This is a genomic window from Bacillus sp. HSf4 (assembly GCF_029537375.1).
Taxonomy (GTDB): Bacteria; Bacillota; Bacilli; order Bacillales; family Bacillaceae; genus Bacillus; species Bacillus sonorensis_A.
On sequence record NZ_CP120679.1, the window covers coordinates 2,183,755 to 2,206,975 of the forward strand.

General features: G+C 45.8%; 19 protein-coding genes and 1 pseudogene. 6 read left to right on the forward strand and 14 right to left on the reverse strand.

Going from position 1 to position 23,221, the window contains the following annotated elements; translation table 11 throughout:
- The first annotated feature begins 201 nt into the window (after nt 1–201).
- Nucleotides 202–1,638, forward strand: coding sequence for an MDR family MFS transporter (locus tag P3X63_RS11105; protein WP_026587380.1), 1,437 nt, complete (start codon nt 202–204; stop codon nt 1,636–1,638).
- A 148-nt stretch (nt 1,639–1,786) separates the two neighbouring features.
- Nucleotides 1,787–3,826 (forward strand): molybdopterin-containing oxidoreductase family protein, encoded by a 2,040-nt coding sequence (locus P3X63_RS11110; RefSeq protein ID WP_077736659.1) that lies wholly within the window; start codon nt 1,787–1,789, stop codon nt 3,824–3,826.
- Nucleotides 3,827–3,894: 68 nt separating this feature from the next.
- On the opposite strand, the gene P3X63_RS11115 is transcribed toward P3X63_RS11110, so the two are convergent.
- On the reverse strand, nt 3,895–4,374 hold the full coding sequence (locus tag P3X63_RS11115) for a MarR family winged helix-turn-helix transcriptional regulator (protein WP_077736658.1): 480 nt from the start codon (nt 4,372–4,374) through the stop codon (nt 3,895–3,897).
- 89 nt (nt 4,375–4,463) lie between these two features.
- Here P3X63_RS11115 and P3X63_RS11120 point away from each other — a divergent pair, with 89 nt between their 5' ends.
- Entirely contained in the window at nt 4,464–6,002 is a 1,539-nt protein-coding gene (locus P3X63_RS11120; RefSeq protein ID WP_051290382.1) for an MDR family MFS transporter, read from the forward strand.
- A gap of 7 nt (nt 6,003–6,009) precedes the next feature.
- Here P3X63_RS11120 and P3X63_RS11125 read toward each other — a convergent pair.
- The 7 genes and pseudogenes from P3X63_RS11125 to P3X63_RS11155 all read right to left on the reverse strand — a co-directional run bounded on the left by P3X63_RS11125 (nt 6,010) and on the right by P3X63_RS11155 (nt 14,972).
- A pseudogene (locus tag P3X63_RS11125) lies at nt 6,010–7,119 on the reverse strand (spore germination protein).
- A 33-nt stretch (nt 7,120–7,152) separates the two neighbouring features.
- Nucleotides 7,153–8,352 carry a Ger(x)C family spore germination protein gene (locus tag P3X63_RS11130; RefSeq protein ID WP_077736657.1) on the reverse strand — a complete coding sequence of 400 codons (1,200 nt, stop codon included), beginning with the start codon at nt 8,350–8,352 and terminating at the stop codon, nt 7,153–7,155.
- On the reverse strand, nt 8,336–9,436 hold the full coding sequence (locus P3X63_RS11135; RefSeq protein ID WP_277692864.1) for a spore germination protein: 1,101 nt from the start codon (nt 9,434–9,436) through the stop codon (nt 8,336–8,338). Before P3X63_RS11135 ends, P3X63_RS11130 begins: the two co-directional genes overlap by 17 nt.
- 26 nt (nt 9,437–9,462) lie before the next feature.
- Nucleotides 9,463–10,560, reverse strand: a complete 1,098-nt coding sequence (locus P3X63_RS11140; RefSeq protein ID WP_026587387.1) for a spore germination protein — start codon at nt 10,558–10,560, stop codon at nt 9,463–9,465.
- A gap of 25 nt (nt 10,561–10,585) precedes the next feature.
- Complete coding sequence (locus tag P3X63_RS11145) at nt 10,586–12,157, reverse strand: spore germination protein (RefSeq protein ID WP_026587388.1); 1,572 nt, start codon at nt 12,155–12,157, stop codon at nt 10,586–10,588.
- 257 nt (nt 12,158–12,414) lie between these two features.
- The gene (abc-f, locus tag P3X63_RS11150) at nt 12,415–14,148 is read right to left on the reverse strand and encodes a ribosomal protection-like ABC-F family protein (RefSeq protein ID WP_026587389.1); all 1,734 of its coding nucleotides are present in this window, start codon (nt 14,146–14,148) and stop codon (nt 12,415–12,417) included.
- Nucleotides 14,149–14,471: 323 nt separating this feature from the next.
- The gene (locus P3X63_RS11155; RefSeq protein WP_277692922.1) at nt 14,472–14,972 is read right to left on the reverse strand and encodes a Ger(x)C family spore germination C-terminal domain-containing protein; all 501 of its coding nucleotides are present in this window, start codon (nt 14,970–14,972) and stop codon (nt 14,472–14,474) included.
- A 172-nt stretch (nt 14,973–15,144) separates the two neighbouring features.
- On the opposite strand from P3X63_RS11155, the gene P3X63_RS11160 reads away from it, so the two are divergent.
- The gene (locus tag P3X63_RS11160; protein WP_026587394.1) at nt 15,145–17,130 is read left to right on the forward strand and encodes a methyl-accepting chemotaxis protein; all 1,986 of its coding nucleotides are present in this window, start codon (nt 15,145–15,147) and stop codon (nt 17,128–17,130) included.
- A gap of 38 nt (nt 17,131–17,168) precedes the next feature.
- Here P3X63_RS11160 and csaA read toward each other — a convergent pair whose 3' ends face one another.
- Both csaA and P3X63_RS11170 read right to left on the reverse strand, forming a co-directional pair.
- Nucleotides 17,169–17,501, reverse strand: coding sequence for a chaperone CsaA (gene csaA / locus P3X63_RS11165; RefSeq protein WP_026587395.1), 333 nt, complete (start codon nt 17,499–17,501; stop codon nt 17,169–17,171).
- 307 nt (nt 17,502–17,808) lie between these two features.
- Nucleotides 17,809–18,360, reverse strand: a complete 552-nt coding sequence (locus P3X63_RS11170) for a GNAT family N-acetyltransferase (protein WP_077736655.1) — start codon at nt 18,358–18,360, stop codon at nt 17,809–17,811.
- Nucleotides 18,361–18,837: 477 nt separating this feature from the next.
- Here P3X63_RS11170 and P3X63_RS11175 point away from each other — a divergent pair, with 477 nt between their 5' ends.
- The gene (locus tag P3X63_RS11175; RefSeq protein ID WP_026587397.1) at nt 18,838–20,166 is read left to right on the forward strand and encodes a serine protease AprX; all 1,329 of its coding nucleotides are present in this window, start codon (nt 18,838–18,840) and stop codon (nt 20,164–20,166) included.
- Between the two features lie 59 nt (nt 20,167–20,225).
- Here P3X63_RS11175 and P3X63_RS11180 read toward each other — a convergent pair whose 3' ends face one another.
- From P3X63_RS11180 to P3X63_RS11190, 3 genes are all read right to left on the reverse strand, one after another.
- Nucleotides 20,226–20,651 (reverse strand): DUF5367 family protein, encoded by a 426-nt coding sequence (locus P3X63_RS11180; RefSeq protein WP_026587398.1) that lies wholly within the window; start codon nt 20,649–20,651, stop codon nt 20,226–20,228.
- Between the two features lie 13 nt (nt 20,652–20,664).
- Nucleotides 20,665–21,258 (reverse strand): TetR/AcrR family transcriptional regulator, encoded by a 594-nt coding sequence (locus tag P3X63_RS11185; protein WP_277692865.1) that lies wholly within the window; start codon nt 21,256–21,258, stop codon nt 20,665–20,667.
- Between the two features lie 152 nt (nt 21,259–21,410).
- Nucleotides 21,411–21,896, reverse strand: a complete 486-nt coding sequence (locus P3X63_RS11190) for a MarR family transcriptional regulator (RefSeq protein WP_026587400.1) — start codon at nt 21,894–21,896, stop codon at nt 21,411–21,413.
- 139 nt (nt 21,897–22,035) lie between these two features.
- On the opposite strand from P3X63_RS11190, the gene yqeK reads away from it, so the two are divergent.
- Entirely contained in the window at nt 22,036–22,683 is a 648-nt protein-coding gene (gene yqeK, locus P3X63_RS11195; protein WP_051290383.1) for a bis(5'-nucleosyl)-tetraphosphatase (symmetrical) YqeK, read from the forward strand.
- Between the two features lie 32 nt (nt 22,684–22,715).
- On the opposite strand, the gene P3X63_RS11200 is transcribed toward yqeK, so the two are convergent.
- Nucleotides 22,716–23,201, reverse strand: a complete 486-nt coding sequence (locus P3X63_RS11200) for a DinB family protein (RefSeq protein WP_026587401.1) — start codon at nt 23,199–23,201, stop codon at nt 22,716–22,718.
- Between the last annotated feature and the right edge of the window lie 20 nt (nt 23,202–23,221).

The window sequence follows — 23,221 nt, forward strand, 5'->3', positions numbered from 1 at the left end:
AATAATTTAGAAACCAAACAACATTATTGTAAATCTGTAAAAGACCAAGTATACTCATATAGTCGCGGTAAAAACCTAACCTTTGAAGCGGATAGCGAAACTCGTGAGAGATGCGGATATACATGATAGAATCGTCTTTTTCTTCGCCTCTCATCTTGTGCAATATCTACATTAGAAAGACGAAATAACAGGAGGAATGGTATGGAAAAGACCCAAACCTTTAATTCTAAAGCTATACTTATCACCTTCATGATTGGCGCGTTCTTTGCCATATTAAATGAAACCTTGCTGAACATTGCGCTGACGGAGCTGATGACCGTTTTTCATGTTGACGCTCCGACCGTTCAATGGATGGCGACCGGATTTATGCTTGTCATGGGCGTTTTAATGCCTGTTTCCGCGTTACTCATTCAATGGTTTACGACAAGGCAAATGTTTATCGGCGTCATGACGGTGTTTTTGACAGGAACCGTGATCGCCGGCTGTGCGGTCAATTTTCCGATGCTTTTGACCGGACGCATGATTCAGGCTGTTGGTACGGGATTGTTAATTCCCATTATCATGAATGCATTGCTTTTACTCTACCGGCCTGAAGTCCGCGGCAAAATCATGGGGACGTTTGGACTGGTGATCATGTTCGCCCCTGCCATCGGCCCTACGTTGTCAGGTGTCATTGTCGATGTCCTCGGCTGGCGCTGGCTGTTTTTTATCGTGATTCCTTTTGCGTTATTTTCCATTTTGTTTGCAATGAAATATTTGCAGAATGTCGGTGAAGTGACGCGACCGCGTGCGGATTTTCTCTCGATCATCCTCTCCACGATCGGGATCGGCGGAATCGTATATGGATTCAGCAGTGCTGGAGAAGATCCCGAAGGGTTTGCTTCTGTCAAGATCATTGCTGTGATTGTCATCGGTCTGATCAGCCTCGTTTTCTTTGTGCTTCGTCAATTGAAGCTTGATGAGCCATTGCTCGATGTCCGTGTGTTTGCCTATAAAAATTATACACGCGGAGTCTGCATTTTCGTGATTGTCATCATGGCGATGTTTGCCTCAGAAATAGTAATGCCGATGTATTTGCAGGGACCGCTTGGTTTTTCTGCGAAAACGGCCGGTTTGCTGCTTTTGCCGGGTGCTTTGTTAAACGGCCTGATGTCGCCGGCGATGGGCGCTTTATTCGATAAATTCGGGCCGAGAAAGCTCATTATCCCGGGCACAATCGTCTTGATCGGTGTGATGATTTTCTTTAGCAGAATTAATCCGTCTGTGCCGATATGGGCGTTCATTATTGTTTACATCATCCTGATGCTGTCAATCTCTGCGATCATGATGCCATCGCAAACAAATGCTTTGAACGAACTGCCGAAGCATTTGTACCCGCACGGAACGGCGATCTCCAATACATTGCAGCCTGTTGCCGGAGCACTGGGCGTTTCGGTCTTTGTCAGCATTATGACCCAAGGCCAGCAAAGTTTTCTCGATCAGCACAAAGGAGCTGCCGTCAGCAAAGGATTGCTGAATGAAGCGATGACACACGGTGTACATCATGCCTATTGGTTCGCGCTCGCTTTAAGCGTTGCGGCTTTCTTTACCGCGATATTTATCAAAAAGGCGGTTTCGCCTGATTTTGATAAAGAATAAAGTCTTTTTAAGCCCCCGCGTTTCGCTGAAAGAAGCTCGGGGGCTTTGATCATGTTCTTCACAAAGAATAATTTTCAGAATTGACGGGATGTTGTGACATGATATAATGCTAGAATCATACTATTTTTACCGGAAAGGAACGTATCCTATGGAGTCTTATGTTGATCAAAAAGACGGCATTTTTAAATCCGTATGTTCGCTTGACTGTCCTGACCAGTGCGGGCTGCTTGTTCATAAAAAAGACGGTAAAATCGTAAAAATACAAGGTGATCCGGATCACCCGGTCACGCGTGGCAACATCTGCAATAAAGTTCGCAATATGACAGAGCGCATTTATGATCCACAACGGCTGAAAACCCCGCTGAAACGGACGGGCGCCAAAGGCGAAGGGAAATTTGAGCCGATCAGCTGGGATGAAGCCATTGAAACGATCCGCACACGCTGGCAGGAACTCATTGAAAAAGAAGGCGCTGAAAGCATACTGCCTTACAGCTTTTACGGCAATATGGGAAATTTGACTGCTGAAGGAATGGACAGGCGTTTCTTCCACCGTCTCGGCTCAAGCCAGCTTGACCGCGCGATTTGCACCCCTGCGGGCTCAACGGGCTACAAATACACGATGGGTGGAAGCATCGGCACAGATCCGGAACATACAACAGAGACAAAACTGTTCGTATTTTGGGGAATCAATGCCGTCTCAACAAACATGCATCAGATCACAATCGCCCAAAAAGCGCGGAAAAACGGGGCCAAAATTGTTGTGATCGATGTTCACAAAAATCAGACAGGCAGAATGGCGGACTGGTTCATCCCGATCCGTCCGGGAACCGACAGCGCCCTTGCTCTCGGCATTATGCACGTGTTATTCAAGGAAAAAATGGCTGACGAGGCCTTTCTCAAAACATACACAGTCGGATATGAAGAACTGCGCCGCCATGTCGTTCAATATGATCCTGACACGGTGGCAGAAATCACCGGGGTTCCGCGTGACGATATCGAAAGGCTTGCCCGTCTGTACGGCGAGACCTCCCCTTCTTTGATTCGCATCGGAAACGGTCTCCAGCATCACGACAACGGCGGTATGATCGTCAGAACGATTGCCTGTCTGCCCGCGATTACTGGGCAATGGACGGTAAAAGGCGGAGGCGCGATTAAAGGCAATACTGCATTTTTAGCCTATAATACAACGGCCTTGCAGCGCCCGGATTTGTTACATGGCAGAACCCCGCGGGTGATCAACATGAATCAGCTTGGAAAAGCCCTTTTGGAAGCCGATCCGCCGATCCGTTCTTTGTTTGTGTACAGCAGCAATCCGGCCGTCGTCGCGCCTGAAGCAAACAAGGTCAGACAAGGACTAGAGCGCGAAGATTTGTTTACCGTCGTCCATGATTTATTCCTGACGGAAACCGCGCGGTACGCAGATATCGTGCTGCCCGCTTCTTCCGCTTTTGAAAATACCGATTTCTATACATCATATTGGCACCATTATACACAAGTGCAAAGACCTGTGATTGAGAAATATGGTGAGAGCAAATCGAATACGGAAGTGTTCCGCCTTCTGGCTGAAGCGATGGGCTTTGATGATGAACCGCTCAAGGACTCGGATGAGGAAATGATCAGACAGGCTCTTCATTATCCGGACAATCCGTGGCTTGAAGGAATAAATTATGAGAGCTTATCTGAAAAGCACTTTGTAAAAGCGAAAAGAGAAGCGATTTTTCCCGACAGGCTCCCGACGCCGAGCGGAAAAATCGAATTGTATTCAAAAACGATGGAACAAGACGGCTATCCCGCCCTGCCGACCTATACACCGCTTGCAGAGACGAGCAATTATCCATTTTTATTCGTACCCGGGCCGAATCACAATTTTTTAAACTCGACCTTTTCAAATAATGAGAAACATATCAAATTAGAAAAGGAACCTAAGCTCCATTTGAACAGACAAGATGCAGAAGAAAAAGGGATTGAAAACGGAGATATGGTAAGGGTTTGGAATGACCGCGGCGAATGCGTGCTCCCGGCGGCCGTCGGTGAAAACGTCCTCCCGGGTGTGGCCGTCAGCCAGGGACTGTGGGCCGATACGAAAGGCGAAAATTATTTGGTGAATGCGCTGACACCCGATCGTTTGGCCGATATGGGCGGCGGTGCCACCTTCTTTTCGGGAAAAGTTCAAATTGAAAAAGCATAGCCATAAAAAAAGACCGGTGTTGATTCACCGGTTTTTTGAATGATCAGACTTGTTTTAAAGGCCCCTATCTACTTCTGTGCTCCCCTTATTTTTTCTACATAGTTTGCGGCAAATTCCGTACTATGTTTGATGAATCTTGTGATAACCTGCAGCTCCTGATCGGTATATCGACTGAAAAGCACCGCAGATTGTTGGGCAAGCTCTTCAAACAGTGAATAAATATTCTCCATGTTTTCCGGCACCAATTCAATCAAGAGCCGTCTTCTGTCTGAGGCATCTCTAGTGCGCCTGGCATATCCCGCGTTTTCGAGCCGGTCGATCACACCGGTGATGGCCCCGGTTGTCAGGGAGCTCTTTTCCGCCAATTCCCCGGCTGTCATGCTCCCTTTACGCGCAAGAATCTCAAGGCATTTATGGTCTGTTGCATTCAATCCGATTTTTTCACTGATCGCCTGGTGCATAAAAACGGTGGCGGTGCTGTGAAATCTTAACTGCTGAATCAGTTCCTCGATGAGCGTTTCTCTTCCTTTTTGATTTGTCCTTGACATCGGCAACACCCTTCTATAAAATCATAATGTCTTAGAAACTAAGATATTTATTTCCTGATATAAAATAATGATAGCAGGATCCCACGCGAATGCCAAATCTAATAAAAGGAGAATCGAATCATTTGTCAAATACTCAAAACAAAAGATTAGGATTTATTGTAGCAGGATTGCTGCTCGCCATTTTGATGGCCTCTATGGACAATACGATCGTCGTCACGGCAATGGGCACGATTGTCGGTGATCTCGGCGGGCTCGACAGCTTTGTCTGGGTCGTATCCGCGTTTATGGTTGCTGAAATGGCGGGAATGCCGATTTTCGGAAAATTATCGGACATGTACGGCCGAAAACGATTTTTTCTGTTTGGAAGCTTTGTTTTTATGGCCGGTTCTGCATTGTGCGGAACAGCTTCGAGCATTGAACAGCTCAGCATTTACCGCGCCATTCAGGGGATTGGCGGAGGAGCGTTGATTCCGATTGCCTTTACGATTATTTTTGATATCTTCCCGCTTGAAAAACGCGGAAAAATCTCGGGTCTGTTCGGGGCCGTTTTTGGCTTGTCCAGCATTTTTGGACCTTTGATCGGCGCTTATATCACAGATTTCATCAGCTGGCATTGGGTATTTTACATCAATCTGCCGCTCGGTTTGCTTTCTTTCATTTTGATCGCGATGTTTTATCAAGAAACGAAACAGCATGAAAAACATCATATTGATTGGTTTGGCGCCGTTACGCTTGTGGGGGCTGTCGTCTGCCTCATGTTTGCGCTTGAGCTTGGCGGCGGGACATATGCCTGGGATTCAAGCGAGATCCTTCTGCTCTTTTGCAGTGCAGCGGTATTATTCATTTGCTTCTTTTTGATTGAACGTAAAGTGAAAGAGCCGATTATTTCGTTTGATATGTTTAAAAACCGCCTGTTTGCCGGAAGCACGCTTGTCGCTTTATTTTACGGAGGGACATTTATTTCGGCGACGATCCAGATTCCGATCTTTGTCCAAGGTGTATATGGGGATTCGGCGACGAATTCAGGGCTTGTTCTTCTGCCGATGATGCTCGGCTCCGTTATATCCGCACAGCTCGGCGGTTTCTTAACGACAAAAATGAGCTACCGGAAAATTATGGTGATCTCAGGATTCATATTGGTTGCGGGTTTTTCTTTGTTAAGCACGCTCAACATCGATACCCCCCGTCTTTTATTAACCGTCTATATGATCGTCGTCGGTCTGGGGGTCGGCTTTTCCTTCTCTGTTTTGAGCATGGCGGCCATTCATCATTTCGGTCCAGAGCAGCGAGGTTCTGCGACCTCAACAAGCAATTTTGTCCGCTCGCTCGGCATGACAATCGGCGCCAGTATATTCGGGATGATTCAGAAAACCCATTTTTCAGAGCAGATGCAGACGTTTTTTAAAAGTGCTGATGCAGCGGCGATCGCTTCTGCCGATGACGCGAACCAAATTTTATCAAGCTCGAGATCATCGATTCCGCCGGACATTCTAAATCGGATCACTGAAGCGTTGTCAAACTCGATCGTCCACACGTTTGCATGGGCGGTTCTGCCTGCAGCGGCCGCCTTATTGTTGGTATTCTACATGCCGAATGACCGGGTAAACGTAAGCGCCAAAGGCAAGTGATGATGGCTCAGCTTGTATGGCCAGTCCGCTTCTTCCTTGTCTTTTTCATTTTTGAGATGATCAAAAGCGGAATCGGCACAATACAGAATAAAACAGCCGCAATGTAGCCGATCATATCGCCGAGCGAAAAAACATCATCGACATTTTTGGGTATCATTGCAATCAAATACATCACCGGAAGCAGACCATACATGATCGGTCTGCTCTTTTTTTTAAAGACTTGAGACAAGCCCAGCGATGCGGCGTAAAACGAAATGATGAAGGTGGCGAACAGTTGCATGATCCAGATGACAAGCAGCATGGACTCAAACCGTTCAAATATCAACCCCGGGATTTCAAAGCTGCGTATCAGTTCAAGCGTCGGCCATGTCATTGAAGTTACTCCGTCAACGGACAGCGCCCCGATGACAAAGACAACGGTCGTGAAATAAAAAAGCATGGAAATGCTCAGTCCGGCGACAAGCACTTTGATGCCCTTTTCCGGCTTTTTCGTAAACGCCAAAAGAAAGACCATGACTTCCGCGCTGATAAAGGAAAGGGTCGTTGCCTTCACCCCTTTGAGGACCGGCATGAAGCCGTCTCCGAGGACAGGACGCAAATTGTCCAGTTCAAATATGCCAAAGCTCATGAACACAACAATCATGAAGATGATGACTGTAATCGGAAAGATGATTTCAAGCAAACGGGCGATCGCGCCCATCCCGTCTTTGATCGATTAAAGCCCGACCCACATCATCGTCATGACAATCGCCCAAAGCGGTGTTCCTTCGAGCAGATAAAAGTTGATAACTTCCGCCATGATTCTTGCTTCAAATGCCGCAATCGAGACAAAGTGCTCGATAAAAAACAGACTGATGACAGCCGCCAGCCATTTGCCGACAACCTTCCCGCCGTATTGAAAAAACGTTTGCCCGGGATAATCCTGACTTAATTTTGTCACGATCACTCCGGCCGCAAATGTGATCAGTCCGCCTAGAATGACGGATAACCACACGTCCGGTGTACCCGCCTCATCTACGGACGTTCTCGGTAAACTGAGGATTCCCGCAGCCATAATATAGCTGACAAAGACAACAATCGCCTGAGTTGTTGTGATGTTATCTTCGGAACGGATCATTTTTGCAATCTCCGCCTTTCGCATTTCTGTTGTTTACTGATCCCCTACTGTTCCGTAATCTTTAATCGTGATCTGCACATGATATTTAATCGGAATGTCGGTAAAGGTTTGATCCCAGTTTTTCTTCAGCTTTTTCCAAAGTCGGGGATGTTTGATTCTAAGCTGGTTTCCGAATCCGGCGAGATCCGCTTTGTATTGGCGCTGCATTTTTTTAGTAATTTGCTCCATTTGTTTCTTCACCGTTTGCGCTGTGTTTTTTTCAACTCTTTCCAAAAACTTGTTGTCGAACGCTTTTTCAGCGGTGTTCCAGTTTTCGGCGAGGTGTCCCTCTGACTCAACATTGACTTGAAAAGAGAGGCGGCCGCCTTTGACAACGGGCTTGATGTTGCTGTTAATGGTTTCCACTGCAAAAGCGTTCAGTTTTTTGGCTTTGGTATCATAGCTTTTGACCGCCCCGCCCTTCCCCTGTCCAGTGATCCACATCACACCTTCTAAATCCTCTTCATCCAAATAGCCGATCAGCTTGTTGTTTTTTCCGTTGATGGCGGCGGCCCCCGCGTATTTGACTTCCCCGTCGGCGCCGACCACATTTTGTATCAGGAAGCTCGAGCCTGATCTCATTTTGCCTGTCAGTTTGGCCAGTGTCACAGGAGGGAGCACTTTTTTTGTTTTGTACTCGTTTTCAACGATTTTGCGCAGGCGAAACGCCGGCATTTCACCAGTTTCCTTCAGGTTAAGCGTGTCTTTTGCTTTTCCTCTTGTCACGAGAACGAGGCTGCTCGGCCTGATTTCGTTGTCGCGGAGGGGCTGATCGAGCAGTTCTTCCAACGAATAGGTACGGAGCAGCTCGCCGGCGACGACGATCACCTTTAAATGGGGGCTGAAGATCGGCCTGTCCTGCCTTAAAGCCACTTCAGCGCTGATTTGTTGTAGCGAATCACCAGTTTCATAAATATTGAAATAAGATTTTTGTGGTGACCCCCCTCCTCCGCTCGCCTTTGAGCCGGCAGCCTGTTCGTTGACATATTGATAGATCATGGTGATCCGGTCTTTTTTCGGGTAGTCTCCCCCCATTTTGTCAAACTTTTTTTCAAGAGCTGTTTCACTGCCTTTATCGATCCCCATGGCAAATGTTAAGCCGAGCTCTTCTATTTCATGGCTGCTCCAGCACCCTGTTAAAACCAAAAGAGAAAAAACGGAAAGGCAGCGAAGCATGTCAGTTATTTTTTTCATGATTCCCCCTCCTTATTTTTGTGATCACAAGCAGCAGCAGCGGGATGAGGCCGACTAAATACAAAGCGGTGTTTCCGATCATATCTCCGATGGAAAATAGCTGATTGATGCTTTTCGGCGTCATGGCAATCATATAGATCAGCGGGAGCAGGCCGAATAAGATCGGTTTCATGTTTTTGTTAAAAAGCTGGGACAGCCCTAATGCGGCAATATAATAGCTGATGGTGAAATTGGAGAAGATCTGCATGATCCAGATGACAAGCAGAAACGATTCAAACCGTTCGAGTACGAACCCGGTGATCTCAAAGCTCCGCATCAAATCGATCGTCGGCCACGTTCTTGTGACCACTCCGTCAATGGAGAGCGCCCCGATCACCATAATAACGGTGATCACGTAAAAGATAACCGGAAAAGAAATACCGACCAAAAGAGCTTTGTACGCTTTGTCCGGCTGTCTCATAAAAGGAATGACAAACAGCATCACTTCAATGCCTGTATAAGCAAAAGACGTCGTTTTAACCCCCTGAAGCGCCGGCGTGATTCCCTTCCCAAGTACAGGGCGCAGATTGTCGGGGTCAAATAGGCCGATGCTCATAAAAGCGACGGTTAGAAAAATCATCACCGTAATCGGAAAAATGATTTCATAAAGACGGGCAATCGGATTGATGCCACCGATGATCAGATAAATGCCGCACCATAAAAAAATCATTGCCATTGCCCAAAGCGGGGTTTCTTCAAGCAAAAAAAACTGCATGACTTCTGTTACAGATCGGACTTGAAAGCCCGATGTTGTAAGGAAGTAGCAAACGAACAGCAGGCCGACCGCCCCTCCCAGCCATTTTCCGATAATATCCCTGCTGTATTGATAAAAGGTTTTTTCCGGATATATAAGGCTTAGCTTCACTATAATGAATCCTGCCATCATGGCAACCAGTCCGCCTAAGATGACGGACAGCCAGACATCCGGCGTCTTGACCACATCAACAGAAGTTCGCGGCAGCGTCAGAATGCCCGTCCCCAATAGAAAATTAGTGATGATAATGACGGTTTGCGAAACGGTGATTTTGTCTTGCGAACTGACCATAAAGACCGGGCCTCCTTTCATTAAGCCTAATTCCCGCTTTTTCTTTTTCTCACCTTTGCAATCACAAGGAGCAAAATGGGCAAAAGACCGCCCAAATACACGCCGCTGTTTCCGATGAAGTCGCCAAATTCAAACATTGTGTTGATGTTGTTCGGAGCCATGGCAATCAAATAAATCAGCGGAAGCAAGCCAAACATGACCGACTGAAGCCTCACTTTGAAGAGCTGGGACAGCCCCAATGCCGCAGCGTAAAAAGAAATGGCAAACGTATTGAAAAGCTGCATGATCCAGATGACAAGCAGCAACGATTCAAATCGTTCAAAAATGAGCCCGGGAATTTCAAAACTTCTCATTAAATCAATGGTCGGCCAAGTCCTTGTGATGACGCCATCAACCGACAAAGCGCCGATGACCATGACGACGGTGATCATGTAGAACAATAAGGGGATGGCTGTTCCGATCACAACGGTTTTTATGATGTGGTTCGGCTGATTCATAAACGGCATCAGAAGCAAAATAATTTCGATGCCTGAAAAGGACAGAGCCGTTACTTTTATTCCTTGTAAGACGGGTCCGATGCCTTGCCCCATGACAGGTCGCAAATTGTCCGGCTCAAAAATGCCAGTACTCATAAACACCACCAGCAAAAACAGGATGACTGTAATCGGAAAAACGATTTCAAACAAACGGGCAAGTGAACTCAAACCGCCGACAATCGAATAGAGCCCCACCCATAAAAACACCATCGCCGTTGCCCAGCGCGGCGTTCCTTCCAGCAGAAAAAAGTGGGTGATTTCAAGCATAGAGCGGACCTGAAATCCGGAATGAGACAGCATATAGAAAATGAACAGGAGGCTGACAAATCCGCCCAGCCATTTACCGACGATCTCCTGGTTGTATTCATAAAATGTTTTCTTGGGATACTGCTGATTTAGCTTCACCATGATGATTGCGGCCGTCAGTGCGATCATTCCGCCTAAAACGAGGGTGATCCAGACATCCGGAGTCTTCACTTCATCGACAGATGTTCGCGGCAGCGTCAAGATGCCTGTTCCAAGCAGGAAATTGATGACGATGACCGCCGTTTGTGCAGTGGTGATATGCTCTTTCGGCCTGATCATCATGAATGTTTGCCTCCCTTCTATATTGCTACTGGCGTGTTGTATCGTCTGTTTTCGTCAGCTTCGGTCTTTTTCTCATCATCAACAGCGGCGCACGAACAATAAAATCTTTCCAGTCGCCTATACGATATGGAACAGCAGGGCTCGCATATGGAACACCAAAGCTTTTCAGCTTCACCGCATGACTGGAAAGCATCAGGAAAAACATGATCACGCCGTACAAACCAAATGTGGCCGCACAAAACATCGCCGCAAACCTCAGCATACGCAGGGAAATGCCGGCGCTGTATTGCGGAATCGCAAATGAAGAAATTGCGGTGACCGCAACGACGATGACCATGATCGGGCTGACGATGCCTGCCTGAACAGCCGCCTCGCCGATAATGATACCGCCGACGATTCCCATTGCCGGACCGATCGGTTTTGGGAGCCGCAGTCCGGCCTCACGTAAAATCTCGATGGCGATTTCCATAATCAGCGCTTCAATCAGAGACGGAAAAGGCACCCCCACCCTCGTCCCTGTGATCGAGATCGCCAGCTCGCTTGGGATCAGCCCGGGATGAAACGAGATAAAGGATATATATAAAGCCGGTCCCAGTAATGAAATCATCGCCGCACCGATCCGCAAAATGCGGATCAGTGAACTTGGAAGCCAGCGTTCATAATAGTCCTCAGGCGATTGAAGGAGCATGCTGAAGGTCACCGGCACGATTAACACAAAAGGCGTTCCATCCAAGAGAATCGCCACCCTGCCTTCCATCAGAGCGCTCATCACACGGTCGGGCCGTTCCGTGCTTTGCACCTGCGGAAACGGACTGAGATAATTGTCTTCAATCAGCTGTTCGACAAAGCCTGATTCAAGCACATCATCGATATTAATACATTGGACTCTTTTTTTGACTTCTTCCACCAGCTCCGGATCGGCAACATCTTTAATGTAGGCGACGACAAGCTTTTTGACGGCTCTTTTCCCCACTTGAAATTGGGTCATCGACAAGCTTTGATTTTTTCCGTGCTGCCGCAAAAGCGCGGTGTTTGTCCCGATCGTTTCCGTAAAGCCGACTCGCGCCCCTCTGACCAGCGCTTCCGATACCGGCTCTTCAATATTTCTTGTATTTTTCTTGACGGTGCCGAGCATCAGAACATCAGCTGATCCGTCGATCAAAAGCAGTGTCGTTCCCATGAGAACCTCCGGCACCACCTGGCTTACATGGTTGGCCTCGGTGATCTCACTGATTGATAAAATTTGCTGTTTGATCACCACGGGCAGACTGCTGTTGTTTAATGACGAAAGCTCCATTTGATATTCTTTAGAGAAATCGGCCATCAGGGATTTCATGATGTGTTTGTCGATCAGGTCTTTATCTGAAATTGCTTCGACAAAGGCGATAGCCGCCCGCGTGCCGGTGCGTCCGATGTCAAACTCGCGGAAATGAACATCCGAATTATGTTCCATCGCTGTTTTGGCCATTTCCAGATCATGGTCGAAATCACCGGTAAAATAGCCTGTTGATTCCAAAGACGGCGCTTCGATCTTTGCGGATTTTTGTTTATTGGTCTGTTGCATGATTCTTCGTGTTTTCGATTTCCACCATCTCATCTCTTCACTCATCCTCTTTTATACGAATCCAAAGAAAAAATCTTGATATGGCAAATGGAATGAAAAATACAATAAAAGCCTGCATCAATGTCGGCCAATCTGGAAAATAGGTAACAATCGTTTGCCACATGTTGATCACCCTTTGCTAAGTCCATCTTTTTTATCCTATTATTCCCTTGGATGACTTCTATAATTGTGGTAATTTCACCCACGCAAAAAAGCCATCTGTCCCAAAAAACGAGACAAATGGCTTTTGATTAGTCTTTTTTTGAAAGCGCTTGTTTACGCTTCACAAGCTCAGAAAATTCCTGATCCAGCTCGCGGTATCTCACTTCATCAGGTGAAAGTCCGGCCAGCTCGCCAAGCACTGCGGTCATTCGGTTTTCAATCCGTAACATTTCATCTTCTTCCCCGCTTTTTTTGCTCAGAGATTTTGTCTTGCGCCGCAGGTAGTCTTCCAGACCGGTTTCCACTCTGGTCACGCGGCCGTTTTCAAATACGAGCAGTTTGCTGCACAATTTTTCAGTAAAGTACCGATCATGCGAAACGATGATGATCGTTCCCTGAAATTCCAGCAATGTCTCTTCCAGCTGTTCTCTGCTTGGCAAATCCAGGTGGTTGGTCGGTTCATCCAAAATCAATAGATCGTAATCGTCCAGCACCATGCCAGCCAGTTTGATCCGTGTCCGCTCCCCGAGGCTGAACGTTCCAATCGTGTGATCAAACCGGTCTTCTTTGATCCCCATATTGGCCATCATTGTCCGCGCCCTTGCGATTTTGTCTCTGTCAGACAGCTTCAGCGCTTCGGCCACTGTCTGCTCGGGTTTTAAATTGCTGACATCCTGGCTCAAATAAGCGGCCTTGACAGACTGACTTTTCCATAACACTCCTTCTGTGGCCGGCTCCTCCTCCAAAAGCATCTTCACCAGCGTTGTTTTGCCGCAGCCATTGTCTCCGATAAGAGCAAATCTCTCTCCGTGCTTGATGTAAAAATGGCTGTCTCTGAATAAGGTTCTTCCATCAAACGTTTTTGTCAATCCTTTCGCTTCGAAAATCCGTTTGCCTCTTTTTACTCCAGATGAAAATTGAAACTTGACTGCCGCTTCATCCTTTGGCTTTTCCGCTCTGTTTTTTTCAAGTTCTTGTTCAAGACGCTTGAGTTTTGATTTGACTTGATTATCGAGCTTTTTAGCTTTGACCCGATGGTATTCTTTAAATCCCGCCTGCCTCCGTTCTGACTGGGTCCCTTGTTTTGTCGAGTCGCGGTGAGCTTTCTGCGACCAATTTTGCAGAGTGGAAATCTGTGACTCGATCCTGTTTTTATGCTTCTGCTGGACCTCGTATTGATGCAGGCGTTCTTCATACAACCGCTCTTTCTCCCGCCGGTATGCGCTATAGTTTCCTTGATAAGAGTGCAATTTTCCATCTTCAAGCTCAAATATTTTCGAGACGGATTGATCCAAAAAGTAGCGGTCGTGGGAAATAATCAATACCGCACCTTGATATTGTTCAAGCTCATCAAGCAGCCAGTTGATTCCTTTTAAATCCAAGTGATTGGTCGGCTCATCGAGAATCAGGACATCAGGGTTCGTCTTCCAGACGTGCGCCAGCGCGAGCTTCAGCTTTTCTCCGCCGCTCATATGGCCAAGCCGTTCGGAACTCCAGCTTTGAACCTTTGATAAGCCGAGGCGGCTTGTCAGTTGATATAATGTCCCGCTTTCAGCCCCTGTTAATATGGTTTTGAAATCATTGACCGAATACTCAATCGACTGCTGCAAATAGCCGATTTTAAGCGTCCGGTCCATTTGAACAGTCCCTTTGTCAGCTTCCATATGACCGCTCAAAATATTGGCAAGCGTTGTTTTTCCCGCTCCGTTGCAGCCGACCAAACCGATCCGCTCTTGATGTGAAATCTCAAAATCGATGTTTTTTAAAATGGTTTGCTCTCCAAAGCTTTTTTGCAACCCTCTTATTTTCATTAAAATCGTCATACTGCTCACCTCTGTTTGTTTTGGCTGACAACAAAAAACCTCTCACGGAAACCCGGAGAGGATAAAATGCCAAATCAATGCATCGAGAAAGCGCAGTATGAACCGGCCTCTTTTCGAGCACGGCAAACACACATGCAGCGAAAAAGAAGATGATGCAAGGTATAAAAGGGCAGACTAATCCTATTCTCCAAGTTTCCGTTTTTTCGTATTCAAAAAACGATGGAAAATAAGATTACTGCTTCATGTCCCCTATACCTGTTCCTTTCACTGTATTTACCATAAAGTATATGAGACAGAGAGGTGCTTTGTCAACGTGTAAGCGATTACTCCATTTTTTCAAGCGGTGACTTTCCGATTGTCCCGACGCGTCGAATCTGTACGTCTGTTTTCACATCGATCGGCATCTCCGAGAATGTTTCGTCCCAGTTTTTCTTGACTTTTTTCCAATAGTCGGGGTTTGATCGGTGAAGTGCTTCGCCAAAACCGAAAAAGTCGACTTTGTACTCTTTCTGAGCTGTTTTAATTGCATTTTCTATGATCATTTTAACCCGTTTATTTGCATTGTTTTCCAGCTCGGTGATCGTTTTGGATTTCATCAAATCAAGTTTGCACTGTATTTCTCCAATGTTGCCTTCCACATTGATCTGAACGCTTCCCTTCGGCGAACCGTTTTTGACGTCGACCGCGAGTTCCGATTTCGCGCGAACAACCTCCACCGCCACTTTTCCTTTGCCGTTTGGACAAGGCTGCTCACCGATCGTGCTTTTGACATTTCCTAACGCATAACTATGGCGGCAAACTTCAGCTTTAGGACTGGCGTGAATTCCGTTCTCTGACTCTGACCTTTACGTATGCTCTCGGCCGCACTGACGGCCATCACCTTTATCGTCTAAATGAAACTGTTTTTTGTTTCGAATCCTAAATTTTAAAATTTGATATAAAAATGTGAAAATTGTCCGATATTAATTTCGTAAACTAGACAAAGGAGTTTTAGCGATGAAAAAAATATTGGACTGGATCAAGCGTCCTTCTCTTTCAAAAAGACTAACGATCTCATTTTTATTGATTTTAACGCTGCCAATATTAATCTTCTCAAGTGCCTCCTATATGACGGCAGGCAGTTCGATCGAAGATGAAATCATGCGAAGCGCAAAAAACAGTGTTGATCAACTGAATGAAATGATTGATCAAAACCTTGAAAAAAAGGCGGATGCCATTACATATTTTAGTGAAGTCATCCAAGAACAAACATTCAAGGAAAAAGGACAGACTTCTCTAAGAGAAAAGTTTGAACAATACGCCAAACAGAATCAAGACGTTGAAGCGATCTTCACCGGCTCAAAAGACAGCGTATATGTCCAGCATCCATATACGAAAATGCCTGACGGCTATGATCCGACGGAAAGGCCATGGTATAAAGAAGCGGTTGAGAAAAAAGGCGAAATCATCGTCACCGATCCTTACACATCCGCCGCTACCGGCAACACGGTCATTACGATCGCCAAACAAACTCAAGACGGATCAGGAGTGGCTGCGCTCAGCTTGAACATCGACGAGCTGATTAAAGCAACGAACGATGTCAAAATCGGAAAAGAAGGATTTGCTTTTATTACAAGCGCCTCAAAAAAATATATCGCCCACCCGACGATTAAAGCGGGAACTGAAGGTGAAGGCGACTGGGTCAACCAAGTCTACGGCAAAGAAAAAGGCGAATTCAAGTATACGTTTCAAGGAAAAGACAAGCAGATGGCTTTTGCGACAAACAAACTGACCGGCTGGAAAATCGCCGGAACGATGTTTTCCGATGAAATTACAAACGCGGCAAAACCGGTTCTTCACATGGCGCTCATCGTATTTGCGGGAGCCGTGATACTTGGAGGAATTCTCATCTTCTTTATTATTCGGGCGATCAGCAAACCGCTGAATCAGCTTGTTTCATCTGCGAAAAATATCAGCAACGGCGACCTGACACAGCAAATCGAAGTGCATTCCAATGATGAAATCGGACAGCTCGGCAATAGCTTCAATGACATGGCCGACTCGCTTCGCACCCTGATCGGCACGATTCAGGAATCGGTTGAAAATGTCGCTTCCTCCTCCGAACAGCTGACAGCAAGCGCAGACCAGACGAGCAAAGCGACAGAACACATCACTTCGGCGATCGAACAGTTTTCAAACGGTGCCGAAAGCCAGAATGAGAAAGTGGAAGCAAGCTCACACCAGCTCAGCCGGATGAATCAGAAACTGAACGAAATGACTGAGGTCTCTGAATCGATCACAGAATCGTCGGTCAAATCGACGGAAATCGCGGAAACAGGCGGTGAACTCGTCCAGCAAACCGTCGGGCAAATGAATTCGATTGAACAATCTGTCAAACAAGCGGAAGGCGTCGTCAAAGGACTGGAATCCAAATCGAAAGACATTACATCGATCCTCCGCGTCATCAACGGAATTGCCGATCAAACCAATCTGCTTGCGCTGAATGCCGCCATCGAAGCGGCGCGTGCCGGCGAATCAGGCAGAGGTTTCTCCGTCGTCGCCGAAGAGGTTCGCAAGCTGGCCGCTCAATCGGCGGACTCAGCAAAAGAAATCGAAACATTGATTCAGGAAATCGTCAAAGAAATCGAACACTCTCTCAACATGTTTCAATCGGTCAATCATGAAGTTCAGTCCGGTCTGAAAATTACTGAAAAAACAGAAACGAGCTTCAGTCAAATCAGTGATATGACAAATGAAATTGCCGGCAAACTGCAAACGCTGAACGCAGCGGTCGAACAGCTGTCATCAGGGTCACGGGAAGTCTCCGGAGCCGTTGAAGAAATTGCGGAAGTGTCACGTGAAAGCACTGCGGGCATTCAGGATATTGCCGCATCAGCGGAAGAACAGATGGCTTCCATGGAAGAAATCAGCTCCTCTTCTGCCACACTCGAACAAATGGCTGAAGAACTTCGCGAGTTAACAAAAAAATTCAAAGTCAATTAAAAAAGGAGAGGCTCCCAACAGGAGCCCCTCTTTTTGTTTTAACCGATCTTTGTGCCGTTTGGTGCTTCCTCATCAGGCGCCAGCAAAATCACATCACCTTGTTCCGGAACACCGCCAAGAACGAGGACCTCAGATTTAAAACCGGCGATCCGCCGCGGAGGAAAATTAACCACAGCCGTTACCTGCCGTCCCACAAGCTTTTCAGGTATGTAGCGCTTTGTGATTTGCGCGCTCGAGCGCTTGACGCCGATCTCTTCTCCGAAATCGATCTCCAGCTTAATGGCCGGCACCCTCGCTTCCGCAAACACTTCCGCTTTCAAAACGGTCCCGATCCGTATGTCCAGCTTTAAAAAATCTTCAATTGTTGCCATGATGACACCCCTTCTCCTCTGCTGACAAGTCCTAAAATCGTTATTCTATTTTAGATTATCAATCATTGCGATTCAACACAAGCGTTCTTATCGGCCCTCACAGCGATCCTTTCCAACTGTTTCATCACCTTCGTTATTGTCATTAAAATAAGCTGCGAATTTCTCGTCTCCTCCATTTTTTATCACTAGGTATAGGATTTATCATCCTGCTCTTCCATTGCTAAACAGTCCGCGTCGTTCAATTCTCGCGCCCTTTTCCGGAATAATCATACAACTGATATAACCGGTATGAGTTGTATGAAAGTCCTTAAATAAGGTTGAGGTCTCCTTTTAAGATCGAGTACATATATAAATCATCAAATTTACCACAAGTATATTCGTAATGTCTTAACAACCCCTCTCTTGTAAACCCTTGCTTTTCTACTAATTTTTGTGAAGGGAGATTTGCAGGTTCTATTAGAGCTTCAATCCTTTCCAAATGATAGTGATGGCACCCGAATTTAACAACCGCTTCCAATGCTTCACTAGCTATTCCTTTCCCCCAGTAATCTTTGCTTAATTCAAATCCAACTTCAGCTCGATAATGTTTGGTAACCATATGAAGAAATCCGCAACTTCCTATAACCTTTCCAAAGTCTTTTAATGTCACTCCCCATCTAATGCCAGTGCCTTCTGTGATCATAGAGTTATACCAATTAATTTCATCCCAAACATCTTGAACTTTTTGGAAAGGTGCCAAACCCGTATGCTTTACAACATCTTCATCAGATAAATAAGTAAACATATCATTAGCATCCTCAGTTGTGACTTCTCTTAAGATTAATCTTTCAGTTTCAATTATCGGAAATTCTTTTTTCATTCATTTTCCTTCTCTCTATTAACATTAGAATATTTATATACTCTCTTTCATTAGACTCCGCCTCATCACTTTATCCCATCATATGGCCCTTTCGAGCACAACTCTTGCTACAGAATCGAAAACGAGAGGGTACATCCGGTTGCCTAATGTATTCAATTTTCGATGAGAAACAAAAATTTAAAATAACGGCCATAGAGCTAAAAATTCTTGGATTCCCCTCTTCCTCTCAAAACACCCATGCATATATTGGTACAATCAGAAAGATGAGAATATCGAAATAAGATTGAACTTTTGTTTAAATATGATCTGAAAGAGCTAAAGATGTTTTTTATGAATATTTAGAATTTTAATATTTCACAAAATGGAATGCTAGTGAACAGCCTTTTTATCCGCCGTTTTAGGACAGCCAACTTTACGGGATCTCCCATTCATTCATAGATTATCTTACAAGACATATCTTAAAAGAGGTGGATCTCGATGTTCGGTTCCTACATGGTTCAAATGGTCCGGGCCAATGCCCATAAATTAGACCGTCCCTTGAGAGAAAGTGTGTTAAGACTCTATAAACCTTTCAAATGGACACCTTGTTTTCTGCACGGTTTCTTTGAAAAAATGCTGATGAAAAACAAAAAACTTTCTGTCATTATAGAATTTGAAAAAGACAGTCATCATAAGGGCTATCAGCTTGTAAACGAGATGGTGGCCAATCGGAGGCGGAACAAAGTCAAAAACCATTTCACCAAAATCAACTGTTGCAGCGCGGAGGTCACACCATCTGTTCTGCAATCGCTCTTGTCACAGTCGAGCGGTATTCGAAAAATCTATTTAAATCGGCCAGTCAAAGCCCTCCTTGATGTCGCACTCGAAGCAAGCAATGCCAAAGAAGTCGTCAGAAACAACATGACACTGACAGGAAAAGGAGTCACCGTGGCTGTTGTAGATACAGGCATTTATCCCCATCAAGACCTTGAAGGAAGGATCAGAGCGTTTGCCGACTTTGTCAATCAAAGAGCTGAGCCGTATGATGACAATGGACACGGAACCCATTGCGCAGGTGATGCCGCCGGAAATGGAGCCGCTTCTTCGGGACAATACCGCGGACCTGCCCCTGAAGCCGATCTGATCGGGGTTAAAGTGTTGGATAAAATGGGCTCCGGCTCACTGGAAACTGTGATTCAAGGAGTAGACTGGTGCATTCAGTTTAATGAGGAACATCCGGAAGATCCGATCGATATTATCTCCATGTCGCTTGGTTCAGATGCCGTCCCTTATGAAAGCGAAGAGGAAGATCCCGTCGTCAAAGCCGTCAATGCAGCCTGGGACGCGGGAATTGTCGTCTGTGTGGCTGCCGGAAATTCCGGTCCTGATGCGCAAACGATTGCCAGCCCGGGCGTCAGCCGCAAGATTATTACAGTCGGAGCTTTGGATGACCGGGATACAGTCAGCCGCGATGATGATGATGTCGCATCCTATTCAAGCAGAGGACCGACCATTTACGGTCAAGTCAAACCAGACCTGCTGGTTCCTGGCACCAATATTACGTCTCTGCGATCTCCGGGATCTTTTCTCGATAAACTGCAAAAATCAAACCGGGTCGGCACAAATTATATGACATTGTCCGGCACCTCAATGGCTACACCGATTTGCGCAGGAATCGCCGCGCTTATTCTTCAGCAGGCTCCCGGAACTGCGCCTGATGAAGTCAAAAGGCTTTTAAAGGATGGCACTGATTTATGGACAGACCGGGACCCGAACATTTATGGTGCAGGCTATGTCAACGCAGAGCGTTCGGTTCCCCAAGACTGATACACCCTTAAACCAAAAATGTGTTTCGCCCGTTTTGCAAAAAGCGGGCGTCTATTATATCAATGTCGCTTTAAGCGTCTTCCCCCTGCTCTTCCCCATTTTTCCATCAACAGCGGTATCGTTAAATACATGGCATATGCAAAGACCATCCATATCGCAAAACCAATCACCTTTCCTTTAGTGAGCGCCGGGAAAATCAGCGAATGGTTCCATAAGGAAAAAGCATCGAGAAACAAACCGATTAAAGAGCCCCAAATTCCAAGCTTAAGTGCCGCGAACCGCGACTGATCAATTCGTTGATAAAACCGCAATATGGCGTATAGAACGACAAAGGTTCCCGCTTCAAGAAGCAGAAAACGTGACCAAAAGGTATCTTCACCTGGTTCGGCAAGTACCGACTCGCCAAACAGCATAAAAAACCCGGCTGCACCAAGCCAGACAAGAAAAGAGAAAACAAGAGCCAAACCTAGTTTTTCTGTAAACATGTCGATTCCCCTTTTACTTTTTTTCACGCGAAGCTGTTTCCGTCAACATCTGCAGAACCATCTCCAATTCCCGGTAGACTTCTTCTGATGAAAATTCCGGTGACACGAGAGACTGAACAGCAAGTCCGTCAATTAAAGCATTTAAAAGAATCCCCCAGGTGCGAAACGAAACCCCTTCGACAGGAGAACGCTTCCACATCAAAGAGAGCTGTTCCGCCAACAGTGTATTTTCTTCTTCAAGAAGCTCGCCTAATTGCCCGTTGATCCTTTTATTGCGAAAACCAAAAACGGCCAATTCCAAAAAAAGCTGATGATAGTAGGCGTCTTTCTCAGTCCTTGACTTTGCCGATAACAGTCCATCCTTTATTTTTTCGGCCGCGGGCTTTTCATCTGCTGTCAGATGATCCCATGACGTGCGGCAAACATCACGAACCACTTCAAACACAAGCTGCTCTTTTGTCCGGAAGTGATAATAAACCGTTCCCTGTGTCACCTTTGCCTCTTCAGCCACCGCCTTTAGCGTCAGATTGTCCAGACCATAATCGGCAATACGGCGCTTTGCCGCCTCAATCAACGTTTCTTTTGATGTTACATTCGGCCTTGCCACTTACACTCACCCTCTTAGTTATTCATATAACTAACTTATGTGATTTAACTATAATATGGAATAGGTGTATCGTCAATCCAATTTCAAGCAAACAACAAAAATTATTTGTTTACATAATATGATTATGGTTAATTTCAAAGAACATAGGTCAGCTACTCATTTTTATTTGATTCTGCCATAATTGTCATCCCTTGAAGAAATTTCAAAATGGCGCTTTGATCTTTCTCTGAAAATGAATCGAGAAACTGATCAAATTGTTCCGCTTTTTGTTGATGAAGCTTTTCATGAAGTTCAAACACTTGTTTCCCGCTCGGTGTCAGCCGAAAGTAGACCTCTTTTTTGTTGTCCGTCAATTGAAACCGTTTGATAAGGCCTTCTTTCAAAAGCTTTGAACTGATTTTTGTAATGTTTGCCTTGGATAGGTTCATTTTTTTGGCGATACCGGTGTTATTGATCGGTTCATCATGGCCAATACAGCTGATGACATGGATTGTGGTCATATTCCCGGGAAGCCGTTTGACATCGGACTCTGCCGCCTGCTTCATAAATGCTTTGAGATCTGTATCCGCTTTTTGTTCGTTAAGGTGCAGCAGTTTGACATACATATCATAGATCAGCTGTTTTGTCAGTTCAGACATAGTCAATGGACAGTCCCTTCTTTTATTTTCTAGTTAACAAAATATTTTAACGGCCTGTATCCAGATTTGTCAATGCTATGATAAGGTAAAAGCAGATTGTTTTGTTAATGATGAAACAACGTAAAAAGGAGAGATGTTGATGAATATTGAAGGAATAGAGATGGAAGTTCGCCGCAGAGGCGATATATGTTCAGATGCCATTGATTTTTTGAGACGCCATAACCACGAAAAAACGGCTGAGCATTCGATAAGGGTGAAAAAAGCGGCGGAAGGATTGGCAAAACGTTTTCATGTGTCTGTACAAAAAGCTGAAATTGCCGGCGTTTTGCATGACATCAGCGGCGTTATCCCTAACGAAAAAAGGCTTGCGGCAGCGGAAGCGCTCGGTATTGACATTCTTCCCGAAGAACGGGTATTTCCGATGATCATCCATCAAAAACTGTCGAAAGTGATGGCGCGGGACCTGTTTCAGGTGGCGGATCAAGATATTTTGAATGCAATAGAATGCCACACAACGCTCAGGAAAAACCCCTCCCCGCTCGATCTCGTCGTATTTTCAGCGGATAAAATAGAATGGGATCAGACGGGAACGCCGCCTTACATCAAGGAGCTTCATGAAGCGCTTGATGTTTCCTTGGAGAACGGAGCGTTTATTTATATTCAGTACTTGTGGAAGCAAAAAGATAAACTGAAGGTTGTCCATCCTTGGCTAAAAGATGCCTATCACAATCTGAAAGCAAAAATCGAGGCTTCACCCAGGCAAAATGACCGGCCTTCAGACGTGTGAGCCCTTAACCGCCATCTTGCCTGGCAAAGCCGCTAGTTCACGCCTTTTGAAGCATCCCAGTTTTTCAGCTGTTTTCTCATATGGACGATTTGCCCCAGATGATAAGCATTATGAAGGATGAGCAAGGATAAAATGTCCGCCCAGGTGGAATGCGGGTCATGCTCCGCCGGCTGAGTCAGCACCTCTTCTTCGCAGGAGGCGACCGCATCGATCCATTCGGAATAGATGCCGTCCAGCTCCTTTCGGCTTTCTTCCCAGCCAAGCCCGCTCTTATTCACAAACGTATCATCGATTGTATAGGCAAAAGCCGGAACAGGAATGCCTTTAAACCGTTTTAAATAACGCTCATTATAAAAAATTAAATGATTGGCAATTTCCAAAATCGAATTTTCCGAACCTGCTCCTTTTTGCCTTGCCTCACTTTCGGTGAGACCGGCGGCGGCCGTTTGAAAACAAACAAACCAAGTCGTTTCGTTATAGCATGCTTTAAACTGTTCAAGCAAAACGTTTTTTAGCATAATCACCCTCCAGTTCAATT

Excerpts from the sequence above, each read along its gene's own strand:
- csaA (WP_026587395.1), bottom strand. The coding sequence starts at position 17,501 with ATGGCAACAATTGAAGATTTTTTAAAGCTGGACATACGGATCGGGACC.
- yqeK (WP_051290383.1), top strand. The coding sequence starts at position 22,036 with ATGAATATTGAAGGAATAGAGATGGAAGTTCGCCGCAGAGGCGATATA.
- P3X63_RS11130 (WP_077736657.1), bottom strand. The coding sequence starts at position 8,352 with ATGAAAAAAATAACTGACATGCTTCGCTGCCTTTCCGTTTTTTCTCTT.
- P3X63_RS11145 (WP_026587388.1), bottom strand. The coding sequence starts at position 12,157 with ATGAGATGGTGGAAATCGAAAACACGAAGAATCATGCAACAGACCAAT.
- P3X63_RS11105 (WP_026587380.1), top strand. The coding sequence starts at position 202 with ATGGAAAAGACCCAAACCTTTAATTCTAAAGCTATACTTATCACCTTC.
- P3X63_RS11135 (WP_277692864.1), bottom strand. The coding sequence starts at position 9,436 with ATGGTCAGTTCGCAAGACAAAATCACCGTTTCGCAAACCGTCATTATC.
- P3X63_RS11140 (WP_026587387.1), bottom strand. The coding sequence starts at position 10,560 with ATGATGATCAGGCCGAAAGAGCATATCACCACTGCACAAACGGCGGTC.
- P3X63_RS11190 (WP_026587400.1), bottom strand. The coding sequence starts at position 21,896 with ATGTCTGAACTGACAAAACAGCTGATCTATGATATGTATGTCAAACTG.
- P3X63_RS11175 (WP_026587397.1), top strand. The coding sequence starts at position 18,838 with ATGTTCGGTTCCTACATGGTTCAAATGGTCCGGGCCAATGCCCATAAA.
- P3X63_RS11110 (WP_077736659.1), top strand. The coding sequence starts at position 1,787 with ATGGAGTCTTATGTTGATCAAAAAGACGGCATTTTTAAATCCGTATGT.
- P3X63_RS11120 (WP_051290382.1), top strand. The coding sequence starts at position 4,464 with ATGCCAAATCTAATAAAAGGAGAATCGAATCATTTGTCAAATACTCAA.
- P3X63_RS11170 (WP_077736655.1), bottom strand. The coding sequence starts at position 18,360 with ATGAAAAAAGAATTTCCGATAATTGAAACTGAAAGATTAATCTTAAGA.
- P3X63_RS11200 (WP_026587401.1), bottom strand. The coding sequence starts at position 23,201 with ATGCTAAAAAACGTTTTGCTTGAACAGTTTAAAGCATGCTATAACGAA.
- P3X63_RS11180 (WP_026587398.1), bottom strand. The coding sequence starts at position 20,651 with ATGTTTACAGAAAAACTAGGTTTGGCTCTTGTTTTCTCTTTTCTTGTC.
- P3X63_RS11160 (WP_026587394.1), top strand. The coding sequence starts at position 15,145 with ATGAAAAAAATATTGGACTGGATCAAGCGTCCTTCTCTTTCAAAAAGA.
- P3X63_RS11115 (WP_077736658.1), bottom strand. The coding sequence starts at position 4,374 with ATGTCAAGGACAAATCAAAAAGGAAGAGAAACGCTCATCGAGGAACTG.
- abc-f (WP_026587389.1), bottom strand. The coding sequence starts at position 14,148 with ATGACGATTTTAATGAAAATAAGAGGGTTGCAAAAAAGCTTTGGAGAG.